12 protein-coding genes are annotated in these 11791 nt (G+C 61.9%); all 12 read left to right on the top strand.

The features are described from left to right. Positions 1 to 2 precede the first annotated feature (2 nt). Positions 3 to 209, top strand: coding sequence for a hypothetical protein (locus FCH38_RS03605; RefSeq protein WP_174372845.1), 207 nt, complete (start codon positions 3 to 5; stop codon positions 207 to 209). A 136-nt stretch (positions 210 to 345) separates the two neighbouring features. Beyond that, positions 346 to 600, top strand: coding sequence for a hypothetical protein (locus FCH38_RS03600; RefSeq protein ID WP_045017107.1), 255 nt, complete (start codon positions 346 to 348; stop codon positions 598 to 600). 91 nt (positions 601 to 691) lie between these two features. Next, entirely contained in the window at positions 692 to 1363 is a 672-nt protein-coding gene (locus FCH38_RS03595; RefSeq protein ID WP_149898907.1) for a response regulator transcription factor, read from the top strand. Beyond that, positions 1353 to 2753: a sensor histidine kinase gene (locus FCH38_RS03590; RefSeq protein WP_149898908.1), complete on the top strand. Its 1401-nt coding sequence runs from the start codon at positions 1353 to 1355 to the stop codon at positions 2751 to 2753. The genes FCH38_RS03595 and FCH38_RS03590 overlap by 11 nt, the downstream gene beginning before the upstream one ends. Positions 2754 to 2858: 105 nt before the next feature. Beyond that, complete coding sequence (locus FCH38_RS03585; RefSeq protein WP_174373127.1) at positions 2859 to 3287, top strand: hypothetical protein; 429 nt, start codon at positions 2859 to 2861, stop codon at positions 3285 to 3287. Between the two features lie 160 nt (positions 3288 to 3447). Beyond that, positions 3448 to 4611, top strand: coding sequence for a c-type cytochrome biogenesis protein CcmI (gene ccmI / locus FCH38_RS03580; protein WP_174373126.1), 1164 nt, complete (start codon positions 3448 to 3450; stop codon positions 4609 to 4611). Continuing rightward, positions 4608 to 5120 carry a cytochrome c maturation protein CcmE gene (gene ccmE, locus FCH38_RS03575; protein WP_174372844.1) on the top strand — a complete coding sequence of 171 codons (513 nt, stop codon included), beginning with the start codon at positions 4608 to 4610 and terminating at the stop codon, positions 5118 to 5120. The genes ccmI and ccmE overlap by 4 nt, the downstream gene beginning before the upstream one ends. Next, on the top strand, positions 5117 to 7111 hold the full coding sequence (locus FCH38_RS03570) for a heme lyase CcmF/NrfE family subunit (RefSeq protein WP_174372843.1): 1995 nt from the start codon (positions 5117 to 5119) through the stop codon (positions 7109 to 7111). Before ccmE ends, FCH38_RS03570 begins: the two co-directional genes overlap by 4 nt. Next, positions 7108 to 7572, top strand: a complete 465-nt coding sequence (locus FCH38_RS03565) for a cytochrome c-type biogenesis protein (protein WP_153513433.1) — start codon at positions 7108 to 7110, stop codon at positions 7570 to 7572. Before FCH38_RS03570 ends, FCH38_RS03565 begins: the two co-directional genes overlap by 4 nt. A 155-nt stretch (positions 7573 to 7727) precedes the next feature. After that, positions 7728 to 9281: a Do family serine endopeptidase gene (locus FCH38_RS03560; RefSeq protein ID WP_149898913.1), complete on the top strand. Its 1554-nt coding sequence runs from the start codon at positions 7728 to 7730 to the stop codon at positions 9279 to 9281. A 272-nt stretch (positions 9282 to 9553) separates the two neighbouring features. Continuing rightward, the gene (locus FCH38_RS03555) at positions 9554 to 10312 is read left to right on the top strand and encodes a response regulator transcription factor (RefSeq protein ID WP_149898914.1); all 759 of its coding nucleotides are present in this window, start codon (positions 9554 to 9556) and stop codon (positions 10310 to 10312) included. A 9-nt stretch (positions 10313 to 10321) separates the two neighbouring features. Then, positions 10322 to 11731 (top strand): sensor histidine kinase, encoded by a 1410-nt coding sequence (locus FCH38_RS03550; RefSeq protein ID WP_174373125.1) that lies wholly within the window; start codon positions 10322 to 10324, stop codon positions 11729 to 11731. Positions 11732 to 11791 lie beyond the last annotated feature (60 nt).

The following is an 11791-nucleotide window of genomic DNA, read 5'->3' as shown; positions in this document are numbered from 1 at the left end:
GAATGGATAGCTCCAAGGCATGGTATCAATCGCGCACGATCTGGGGCGCGCTGATTGCGGTTTTTGCACCGCTTTTCGCCATCGCAGGCTTCGACCTGCCGGCCGGTCTGCACGGCGAACTGGCGGAAGGGCTGGTAACGGTTGCAGGCGGAATTGGCGGCCTGATTGCACTTTATGGCCGCCTTTCGGCAACCCGCGCCATCCGCTGACGATAACAGCAGCAGCAAAGCCCCCGCCACGGCTCATGGCGGCGGGGGTAGCATTCATTTGCCATTCAGACGCTTTGCGCTACATATTCGGTCACAATAAGGTTCGAGACGCACCCGGTTTTTGGAAGTTTGTAGAATGGCATCACCTCTCATCATCGCGACGCTTGCAGCCGGGCTTTCCGGTTTCACGGCGCCCGAGGCTGATCTGCAGGGCCACTACATTCTGGCTGCCAGCGATTGCGGCGCAGCCGTCTCTCGCGTCGTGCGCGAAACCGGCGGCCAGCTGCTTTCGGTCTATCCTTCCGGTGACGGTCAGTCCTGTGTCGTCACCGTTCTCGTCCAGGGCAATGGCGAGCGCCCGCGCAAGGTAACGATGCGCGTGCCGATGTAGCTTGCCCGCATCGCCGAAATATCGGAAAACGATCCGAGACACTTAGCATGACCGGAACGCAGGCGGGCCGGGACACAGGAAAGGGCTGATAATGCGTATTCTCGTTGTTGAGGATGATGCCAATCTCAATCGTCAGTTGACCGATGCGCTGAAAGAGGCCGGTTATGTTGTCGATCAGGCATTTGACGGCGAGGAAGGGCATTATCTCGGCGATACCGAACCCTATGACGCGATCGTTCTCGATATCGGCCTGCCGCAGCTGGATGGCATCACCGTCGTTGAAAAATGGCGCGCCGCCGGCAAGGCCATGCCCGTCCTGATCCTCACCGCCCGCGACCGCTGGAGCGACAAGGTGGCGGGCATCGATGCCGGCGCCGACGATTACGTCACCAAGCCTTTCCATGTGGAAGAAGTGCTTGCCCGCGTGCGTGCGCTCATCCGCCGCGCCGCCGGTCACGCGTCCTCGGAACTCACCTGCGGCCCGGTCAAGCTCGACACCAAATCCTCCAAGGCGACCGTCAACGGGGTGACGCTGAAGCTCACCTCGCACGAGTTCCGTCTCTTATCCTATCTCATGCATCACATGGGCGAGGTCGTCTCGCGCACGGAGCTGGTCGAACATATGTACGATCAGGATTTCGACCGCGATTCCAACACGATCGAGGTGTTTGTCGGGCGTTTGCGCAAAAAGCTCGGGGTCGATCTGATCGAGACGATCCGTGGTCTCGGTTACCGGATGCAAGCGCCGGCCGATGCGAAATAGCTCTCTCACCGCCCGCGTTCTGCTGCTTGCCTCCGCCTGGTCGGCGCTGGCGCTGGTGGTGATCGCCGTCGTCATTTCGACGCTTTACCGACAGGGCGTGGAGCGCAGCTTCACCGACCTTCTGCGGGCGCAGCTTTATAACGTCATCAATTCCGTGACGATTTCCAACGAAAATACGCTGGCCGGCAGCCCGCAGCTCGGCGATCTCCGGTTTTCGCAGCCCGATACCGGCTGGTACTGGGTGGTGGAGCCGCTTGGCAATTTCCAGACCGCGCCACTGGTTTCTTCCTCGCTCGGCGTGTCGACGCTGCCGGTGCCGAGCATTATCGACGCACCCTTCGACAACAGATACGAGCGCTTTTATGCCGTCACCGACGAGGCCGGCAACAAGGTGCGCGTGGCGGAAACGGAAGTGGTGCTGGATGGTGAGGGCCGTGCGGCGCGGTTTCGCGTCTCCGGCAATCTGAATGTCGTGGAAGACGATGTGCGTGATTTCTCCAACAGTCTTTATCTGGCGCTGGCCGTTTTCGGCGTCGGCAGTCTCGTCGTCAACGGCCTTGCCATTCTCTACAGTCTGCGGCCGCTCGATCAGGCCCGTGTCGCGCTCGGCAAGATCCGGGGTGGGGAGGCGGAGAGCCTCGAGGGCGAATTCCCGCGTGAAATCCAGCCGCTGGCGAATGAGGTCAACGCGCTGATCGACAGCAACCGGCGGCTGGTGGAGCGCGCCCGCATGCAGGTCGGCAATCTCGCCCATTCCCTGAAGACGCCGATCGCCGTGCTTCTGAACGAGGCCCGCACGCTGGAGCCGCAGCATGGCGATCTGGTGCGGGCGCAGGCCGACGCCATGCAGGCGCAGGTGCAGTCCTATCTCTCCCGCGCCCGCATCGCCGCCCAGCGCGGCTCCATCCTCGCCCGCGTGGAGGCCGAACCGGCGCTGGAACGGCTGGTGCGTGTGATGCGCCGCCTGAACCCCGAAAAGCAGTTCGTGCTGAATTTCGAGCAACCCGGCGCGGTGCTGGGCATGGAGCAGCAGGATCTGGAGGAGGTTGTCGGCAACCTTCTGGAAAATGCCGCGCGTTTTGCCGAGACCCGGGTGGTCGTCACGCTTGCCACCGGCACACACCCGTCCTCCGACGCCGAAATCGGCCGCCGTTCGTGGGTGGAACTGACGGTGGAAGATGATGGGCCGGGGCTGGAGCCGGGACAGATCAGCGAGGCGATGAAGCGCGGCAGGCGGCTGGATGAGAGCCGTCCGGGAACGGGACTGGGACTTTCCATCGTTTCCGAAGTGGTGTCTGAGTACCATGGCCGCTTTTCGCTGTCGCGCAGCGCGATCGGCGGGCTGAAAGCCGATCTGATTTTGCCGGGCCTTTCGAAAGAGCTTGCGTGAGGCAAGAAAAAAGGCAAGAAATTCAATGGCACCATATTAGGTGCAATGCGGCAGGAAAGAGGACAGGGTTTGGTTGACGTGTATGATGGCTGTCGCTCCGTGACGATGCGTTCGCTGGTGTCACGCCCGGTATTTCTCTCGATCCTGTGCGTATCGATGCTGAGCGCCTGCACCACCACGGGCACCCGCTCGGCGGGCGGTGGCCTGTTTGGCGGCTCCGCACGGCCCGCAACACCGTTCCTCGCCAATCTTGAAGGCGGCATCGTCGGGCGAAGCGGCGTGCAGCTCGACAGGGGCGACCAGACCAGGGCGCTTGAGGCGGAATACAAGGCGCTGGAAACGGCGCCTGTCGGAACCCCAGTCGTGTGGAACGGCGATGACGCCAAGGGGCAGGTGGTTGCCAATGCGCCCTATCAGGTCGGCAATCAGAACTGCCGGCAATATTCGCATAGCCTCACCGTGGATGGACGCGAAATCAAGGTGCGCGGCGCGGCCTGCCGCAATGGCGATGGCAGCTGGTCGCCTTTGACCTGACGAGTTTGACGTAAATCAAGGTCACCGACCTCTGGCGATGACAAGAAGAGGCACGGCGGAACAGCCGAAACAGGGCTTTTGGTGCGGCGTGATGTCTCAAATTCACGTCATCCCCGCGCTTCATGTTTCCATGTGCCGCGCATTCGAGTAATTGAGCCTTATGTTCTGGATTGTCGTTGCGATATTGACGGCGGCTGTCGCCATCGTCCTGATGTACCCGCTGATGCGGAAGACCGAGGTGCCTGAGACGCGCCGCGACGGTGAGGTTGCCGTTTACCGCGACCAGCTTGCCGAGTTGGACCGTGAGCGCGCTGCGGGCCTGATCGGTGAAACCGAAGCGGATTATGCGCGCGCTGAAATCGGTCGCCGCCTGCTTGCCGCCGCCGATTCGGAACAGGAAGTGGTAAAAGAAACCCGGCCGCTGCGGCACAATCTTGCCGCCAGCCTGATTACCGTTCTTCTGCCCGCCCTCGGTCTCTGTCTCTACATCTGGAACGGCAGTCCGGAAGTGCCGGACATGCCGCTAGAGGCACGTCTTGAAAAACCCGGCAATGACATGAACTTGCTGGTCGCCCGGGCGGAACGGCATCTGGCGCAGAACCCGGATGACGGCGCCGGCTGGGATATTCTGGCCCCGATCTATTTCAAGACCCTGCGGCTTGGCGATGCAGAGCTTGCCTATCGCAATGCGCTGCGTCTTCTGGGACCAAGCGCCGAACGGCTGACGGGACTTGGCGAAACGCTGGTGGCCGGCAATGACGGCATCGTCATCGAAGCGGCACGTGACGCGTTTGCCGAGGCCGAGCAGTTGAGCCCCGGTAATCCGCGCGCGCGCTTCTATCTGGCGCTGTCGCTGGAACAGGCGGGCAAGGCCGACGAGGCACGTGCGGCTTTTGCGGCGCTGGAGGCCGATGCGCCGGCCGGCGCGCCCTGGCTGCCGCTGGTTCGCGAACATATTACCCGCACGGGCGGGGAAGCGGCCCCAGCCGCGCCTGGCCCGACCGCGCAGGATATGGCGGCGGCCAATGACATGACGGCCACCGACCGGCAGGCGATGATCGAGGGCATGGTGGCGAGCCTTGATGCCAAGCTGAAGGAAAACCCGGCCGATTTCGAAGGCTGGATGCGTCTCGTGCGCGCCTATTCGGTGCTGAAGAATGAAGCCAAGGCCGGTGAAGCCTTGAGGGCCGGCCTGCAGGCTTTCCCGCCGGAGGGTGAGCAGGGCAGGCAGCTCCTTGCACTGGCGAAGGAACTGGGCGTTTCCGCCGGGCCGATCCGCACCAACGGGCAACAGGATGCCGCGCCGCAGGGAGTGACGCAATGACCCGCAAACAGAAACGTCTGGCGATCATCGGCGGCGGCACGAGCTTCATTGTCGCGGCGGTGTTGCTCGTCATGTTCGCCTTCGGCCAGTCCATCGCCTATTTTTACATGCCGGCCGATCTGGAAAAGACGCCGGTTAATCCCGGTACCCGCATCCGCCTCGGCGGGCTGGTGGCCGAAGGTTCGGTCAAGCGCGGCGATGGCCGCACGGTGAGCTTCACCGTGACGGATGGCGAGGCCAATGTGCCCGTCAGCTATACCGGCATCCTCCCCGATCTTTTCCGCGAAGGGCAGGGCGTGGTGACCGAAGGCGTATTCGATGTCGTCACCCATGGCTTCGTGGCCGACAGTGTGCTGGCCAAGCACGACGAAAACTACATGCCGAAGGAAGTGGCCGACCGGCTGAAGGACAAGGGCCTGTGGCAGCACGGTGGCGACGGCGAGAACCCCGCCGCCGCAACGCCATCAGCCGGTGCCGTCTCCACTGACAAAACCGGAGCAACGAAATGATCAACGAGATCGGCCACTACGTTCTGGTTCTGGCGCTTGGTGTGGGGCTCATCGTCTCAACGTTGCCGGTGATCGGCGCGCGCCGCAACGACCGGGCGCTGATGGATGTCGCCTCGCTCGGCTCCGTCATGATGTTCCTGCTGGTGGGTCTTTCCTTCGCGGCGCTGACACGGGCTTACGCCGTCTCGGATTTCTCCGTGCGCAACGTCTGGGAAAACTCCCATTCGCTGATGCCCATGCTCTATAAGCTGACCGGCGTCTGGGGCAACCACGAAGGCTCCATGCTGCTGTGGCTGCTCATTCTGGTGTTTTTCAGTGCGCTTGTCGCTGCCTTCGGCCGCAACCTGCCGGAAACGCTCAAAGCCAATGTTCTCGCCGTACAGGCCTGGATTTCCGTCGCCTTCCTGCTGTTCATCCTGCTCACCTCCAATCCGTTCCTGCGTCTGTCACCGGTGCCGGCCGAAGGGCAGGACCTGAATCCGATCCTTCAGGATTTCGGCCTCGCCATCCATCCGCCGCTGCTCTACCTCGGTTATGTCGGCTTTTCCGTCTGCTTTTCCTTCGCGGTCGCCGCCTTGCTGGAAGGCCGCATCGACGCCGCCTGGGCGCGCTGGGTAAGGCCGTGGACGCTCGCCGCCTGGACTTTCCTGACCGCCGGCATCTCCATGGGTTCCTACTGGGCCTATTATGAACTCGGCTGGGGCGGCTGGTGGTTCTGGGATCCGGTGGAAAACGCTTCCTTCATGCCGTGGCTGGCCGGAACAGCACTTCTCCATTCGGCGCTCGTCATGGAAAAGCGCGAGGCGCTGAAGATATGGACCGTGCTTCTGGCGATCATGACCTTTTCGCTGTCGCTGCTCGGCACCTTCCTCGTCCGCTCCGGCGTCTTGACCTCAGTGCATGCCTTCGCCACCGATCCGAGCCGCGGCATCTTCATCCTCGGCATTCTGACCATCTTCATCGGTGGGGCTTTCGCGCTCTTTGCCTGGCGCGCGCCGTCGCTGAAGGTGGGCGGACTGTTTGCGCCGATCTCGCGCGAAGGGGCACTCGTCCTCAACAATCTCATTCTCACGGTCTCCACCGCCACGGTGCTGATCGGCACGCTTTATCCGCTCATTTTGGAAACGCTGACGGGCGAAAAAATCTCGGTCGGTGCACCCTTCTTCAACCTCACCTTCGGCCTGCTGATGATCCCGATCCTGATCGTCACGCCCTTCGGGCCGATGCTGGCGTGGAAGCGCGGCGATCTTCTTGGCGCATTCCAGCGGCTTTATGTGGCCGCCGCCATTGCAGCCCTTGCCGGGCTGGCGCTCTGGTACGTGGAAAATGGCGGTCCGGTGCTGGCGGCGCTCGGTATCGCCGCCGGTTTCTGGCTGATTTTCGGTGCGTTTGCCGATCTCTGGTATCGCGCCAATTTCGGTAAACTGGCCTTCGGCATCGCATTCCGCCGTCTGAAGGGCCTGCCGCGCTCTGCCTTCGGCACCGCGCTGGCGCATATAGGCGTCGGCATCACCGTGCTCGGCATTGTCATCGTCACCACCTATGAGACCGAAACCGTGCTGGAAATGAAACAGGGCATGGTGGCGGAAGCGGGCGGCTACAGCCTCACCTTTGATGGCATCCGCCACGCCGTTGGCCCCAACTTCACCGAGGATCGCGGCCATTTCACCGTGCGCAAGGCGGGGATCGAGGTGGGCGACGTCTGGTCGTCCAAGCGGCTCTATACCGCGCGGCGCATGCCGACGACGGAAGCCGGCATCCTGACCTTCGGCCTTAGCCAGCTCTATGTCTCGCTGGGCGACCCGATGGCCGATGGCGGCATGGTGGTGCGCATCTGGTGGAAACCCTTCATCCTGTGCATCTGGGGCGGCACCCTGTTCATGATGGTGGGTGGTTTCATCTCGCTCTCCGACAGACGCTTGAGGGTGGGGGCACCAAATCGCAAGGCGAAGCCAGTCCGACCAGCAGTAATGCCGGAGGCGGCGGAATGAGGAAGATGGTGGCAAGGCTTGCGCTTCTTCTGACCCTCATCTTTGCCGTATTTCCTGCCTTCGCCTTCAACCCCGACGAGGTGCTGAAAGACCCCGCGCTGGAACAGCGCGCCCGGAACCTGACCTCGCAGCTGCGTTGCATGGTCTGCCAGAACCAGTCGATTGATGACAGCAATGCCGAACTGGCGCGCGATTTGCGCGTTCTGGTGCGCGAGCGGCTGGTTCAGGGCGATAGCGACAATGCCGTCATCGATTATGTCGTGTCGCGTTATGGCGAGTTCGTGTTGCTGAAGCCTCGCCTCAGCCTGCGCACCGTGCTTTTGTGGGGCGCACCCATCGGTCTTACCCTTGTCGGCATTTTCGCTGTCTTCGTCTTCTCCCGCCGCCGGGCAACGCAGGAGCGGCCGCAAAAACTGAGCGCGGACGAAGAAGAGAGAATCCGTAATATCATTGAAAAATAACCGGTTTCCATATCGGTCCCCGGTTCTTTTTCAACATTACGGATTTTTCATTCGTCAGACACTTCGCCGTAAGGTGTTGCCTCCTATATCTTCATCATCCACCGCTTCTCCCCCGGTCAAACGGGCTCTAGTCTGAATGAAGAAAGAAGGTACCAATGTCTCACTCTCAAAACGGACGTTTCTCGCTGAAGACGGCCCTGAAGGCCACGACCGTCGGCGGTCTTGCCGCGCTGATGCTGTCCACCGGCATCGCCGCACCGATCGCCCATTCGTTTGCAGCACCCGTCGAAGTGACTGCGCCGCAGGTTCCGAGCTTTGCCAATGTTGTTGATGCGGTTTCGCCCGCCGTCGTCTCCGTTCGCGTCCAGTCGAACGTGCAGCCCGCCTCCGATGATTCCAGCAATTTCTCTTTCAATTTCGGCGGCCGTGGTCTCGACCAGCTGCCGGACGACCATCCGCTGAAGCGCTTCTTCAAAGAATTCGGCGGCCCTAACCAGGATCGTTCCGACCGTGGCCCGAACCGCCACCGTGACGGTAAGGGTCCGCTGCGCCCGGTCGCTCAGGGCTCTGGCTTCTTCATCTCCGAAGACGGTTATGTCGTCACCAACAACCACGTTGTCGATGACGGTTCCGCCTATACGATCGTGATGAATGACGGCACCGAACTCGATGCCAAGCTCGTCGGCCGTGATCCGCGCACCGATCTGGCGCTGCTGAAGGTCGATGTGAACCGCAAGTTCACCTATGTGAAATTCGCCGATGACACCAAGATCCGCGTCGGTGACTGGGTCGTCGCCGTCGGCAACCCCTTCGGTCTCGGCGGTACGGTGACCTCGGGCATCATCTCCGCCCGCGGCCGCGATATCGGCTCCGGCCCCTATGACGACTACCTGCAGATCGACGCTGCCGTGAACCGTGGCAACTCCGGTGGCCCCGCCTTCAACCTCAACGGTGAAGTGGTCGGCATCAACACCGCCATCTTCTCGCCCTCCGGCGGCAATGTCGGCATCGCCTTCGCCATCCCCGCATCGGTGGCCAAGGACGTGATTGCCGACCTGCAGAAGGACGGCAAGGTCGAACGCGGCTGGCTCGGCGTGCAGATCCAGCCCGTCAGCAAGGATATCGCCGAATCGCTCGGTCTTTCCGAAGCAAGCGGCGCACTCGTTGTCTCGCCGCAGTCCGGCTCGCCGGGCGACAAGGCCGGCATCAAGCAGGGTGACATCATCACCGCCGTCAATGGCGAACCCGTCAAGGATGCCCGCGACCTGTCGCGCCGCATCGGTGGCATGGCCCCCAACGCCAAGGTTGAAATCTCGCTCTGGCGCGGTGGCAAGTCGCAGTCGGTAACCGTGACGCTCGGCGATCTCGCCAGCGACGACGCTTCCAAGGCGACGCCTGCCCAGAACGACGACAAGGGCAGCCAGTCCTCCAGCGAGAAGGTGCTGTCCAGCCTTGGTCTCACGGTTTCGCCCGCCGATGACGGCAACGGCCTTGCCATCACCGATGTCGATCCCGACAGCGACGCCGCTGCCCGTGGCCTGAAGACGGGCGAGAAGATCACCTCCGTCAACAACCAGCAGGTCGCTTCCGCCGCCGATATCGAGAAGATCCTCGAACAGGCCAAGAAGGACGGACGCTCCAAGGCGCTGTTCCAGATCCAGACGGACGACGGCAGCCGCTTCATCGCTCTGGATATCGACCAGGGTTGATAAATAGAAAGGCGATGTCGGTTCCTTAGGGAGCCGGCATGGCCACTGAATATGTTTCGTCTCAAGGACGAGACAAAGCATATGGAGTGAGCGAGCGCCGCTTGTTTCTTCTCCCCGAGGGGGAGAAGGTCGCGGCAGCGGGATGAGGGGGCAAGGGCAGCGATAGACCGCACGCTTGCCCCCTCATCCGACCCTTCGGGCCATCTTCTCCCCTGCGGGGAGAAGATAAGGACCCGCAACGCCGGTCCAAGCAGCATCGCGGAGGAAACCTCATGGAAAACAAGGCCCAGGAAATGTCTGTCGCATCTCTTTCCGGTTGTGCGGAAAAGGGCGAGGGCGCTATTGTCCCGCACATGAAGATTCTTGTCATTGAAGACGACCTCGAGGCTGCGGCCTATATGACCAAGGCGTTCCGCGAAGCCGGGATCGTCGCCGATCACGCGAGCGACGGTGAGAGCGGCCTGTTCATGGGCTGCGAAAATTCTTACGACGTGATGGTGATCGACCGCATGTTGCCGCGCCGTGACGGGCTTTCCGTCATCAGCGAGCTGCGCCGCCGCGGCATCGAGACGCCGGTTCTTATCCTTTCCGCGCTGGGACAGGTGGATGACCGCGTGACGGGCCTGCGCGCCGGCGGCGATGACTATCTGCCGAAGCCCTATGCCTTTTCCGAATTGCTCGCCCGCATCGAGGTGCTTGGCCGCCGCAAGGGCAAGCCCGAGCAGGACATGGTCTACCGGGTCGGAGATCTCGAACTCGACCGCCTGTCGCATGATGTGCGTCGCGGAGGTAAGGAAATCCTGCTGCAGCCGCGCGAATTCCGCCTGCTGGAATATCTGATGAAAAATGCCGGTCAGGTGGTGACCCGCACCATGCTGCTGGAAAACGTCTGGGATTATCATTTCGACCCGCAGACCAATGTGATCGACGTACATGTCTCGCGCCTGCGCTCGAAGATTGAGAAGGACTTCGAAAAGCCGCTGCTGAAGACCATTCGCGGTGCCGGTTACATGATGAAGGACGAGGGCTGATTGCCGAAAATGGCCCGCCTCAGAATATTGTTCCGGTCGACCGCGGTGCGCCTCTCGGCGCTCTATATCCTTTTATTCGCGCTCTGCGCCGCCTTTCTCGTGTTTTACGTCACCGCCCTTTCCGAAAAGCTGCTGAACCAGCAGACGCGCGACGCGGTGCTACAGGAAGTCTCGGATGTACAGCGCATCTATAATCGTGGCGGCATCAATCCGCTGCTGCGGATGATGGAGCGCCGCGCCCGCCAGCCGGGCGCGAGCCTCTACGTCATTGCCGGGCCGAATGGCGAAATCCTCGCCGGCAACGTTGCCTCCGTGCAGCCCGGCATCTTCGACAAGGAAGGCTGGACTGGTTTCCCCTTCCGTTACGAGCGTTATTCCGAAAGCGGCGACAGCGTGCAGCATCTCGCCACCGCCAATATATTCCTGCTGGATAATGGCCTGCGCATTCTGATCGGCCGCGATCTTGGCGAGCCGACCAAGTTCCGGGCGCTGGTGCGCAATGCGCTGATGGTGGCGCTGGCCATCATGAGCGGCGGCGCGCTGCTCATCTGGTTCGGCATCGGCCGCAATGCGCTGAAACGCATCGACCGCATGTCGGCGGCGACCAAGAAGATCATGGCCGGCGATCTTTCCCAGCGCCTGCCGCAGGGCCGCTCGGGAGATGAGTTCGACCGGCTGTCCGGCTCGCTCAATGCCATGCTCGGCCGCATCGAAAAACTGAACGAAGGCTTGCGGCAGGTTTCCGACAATATCGCCCACGACCTGAAGACACCGCTGACCCGGCTGCGCAACAAGGCTGCCGCAGCATTGGACGACGATGACGAAACCAAACGGCGCTCAGCACTCGAGGGCATTATCGCCGAATCGGACCAGCTCATCCGCACCTTCAACGCGCTGTTGATGATCTCCCGCGTCGAGGCTGGTTCGATCGCCGCCGAAATGACCGATGTGGACGTCTCGGCAATCGCCGCAGACAGCGCCGAGCTTTACGAGCCGGTGGCCGAAGATGCCGGCCTTGTGCTGGAAACCCAGATAGCGCCCGGACTTTCGGTGCAGGGCAACCGCGAGCTGATCGGCCAGGCCCTATCGAACCTCATCGACAACGCCATGAAATATGCCTGCGAAGGCGAAGGCGACAAGAAACTCGTCGTTCGTCTGGCGAGAGAAGAAGAAGCAATCGTGCTGTCCGTTGCCGATCATGGCCCCGGCATTCCCGCCGACAAGCGCGGTGAGGTGCTGAAACGTTTCGTGCGGCTGGATGAAAGCCGCTCCAAACCCGGCACCGGCCTTGGTCTCTCTCTGGTAGAGGCGGTGATGGAACTGCATGGCGGTTCGCTGGTGCTGTCGGACACCGATGCATCGAATGCCGCCTGTCCGGGACTGACGGTTTCGATGGTGTTTCCCGGCAATAGCCGCTGAGGATCGTCAACAAGCGTATCTGGCGGGGAAGGGTATCCCCGCCGAACGGTTCAGATAAGC

Source organism: Agrobacterium tumefaciens (assembly GCF_013337285.1).
Classification (GTDB): Bacteria; Pseudomonadota; Alphaproteobacteria; order Rhizobiales; family Rhizobiaceae; genus Agrobacterium; species Agrobacterium burrii.
Note: the sequence above shows the minus strand (reverse complement) of the source record. Positions and strands in the feature narration are given on the sequence as shown.

Coding starts and splice junctions, on each gene's coding strand:
- FCH38_RS03555 (WP_149898914.1), top strand. CDS start 9,554: ATGGAAAACAAGGCCCAGGAAATGTCTGTCGCATCTCTTTCCGGTTGT.
- FCH38_RS03560 (WP_149898913.1), top strand. CDS start 7,728: ATGTCTCACTCTCAAAACGGACGTTTCTCGCTGAAGACGGCCCTGAAG.
- FCH38_RS03585 (WP_174373127.1), top strand. CDS start 2,859: ATGCGTTCGCTGGTGTCACGCCCGGTATTTCTCTCGATCCTGTGCGTA.
- FCH38_RS03595 (WP_149898907.1), top strand. CDS start 692: ATGCGTATTCTCGTTGTTGAGGATGATGCCAATCTCAATCGTCAGTTG.
- FCH38_RS03605 (WP_174372845.1), top strand. CDS start 3: ATGGATAGCTCCAAGGCATGGTATCAATCGCGCACGATCTGGGGCGCG.
- ccmE (WP_174372844.1), top strand. CDS start 4,608: ATGACCCGCAAACAGAAACGTCTGGCGATCATCGGCGGCGGCACGAGC.
- FCH38_RS03600 (WP_045017107.1), top strand. CDS start 346: ATGGCATCACCTCTCATCATCGCGACGCTTGCAGCCGGGCTTTCCGGT.
- FCH38_RS03590 (WP_149898908.1), top strand. CDS start 1,353: ATGCGAAATAGCTCTCTCACCGCCCGCGTTCTGCTGCTTGCCTCCGCC.
- ccmI (WP_174373126.1), top strand. CDS start 3,448: ATGTTCTGGATTGTCGTTGCGATATTGACGGCGGCTGTCGCCATCGTC.
- FCH38_RS03570 (WP_174372843.1), top strand. CDS start 5,117: ATGATCAACGAGATCGGCCACTACGTTCTGGTTCTGGCGCTTGGTGTG.
- FCH38_RS03565 (WP_153513433.1), top strand. CDS start 7,108: ATGAGGAAGATGGTGGCAAGGCTTGCGCTTCTTCTGACCCTCATCTTT.
- FCH38_RS03550 (WP_174373125.1), top strand. CDS start 10,322: ATGGCCCGCCTCAGAATATTGTTCCGGTCGACCGCGGTGCGCCTCTCG.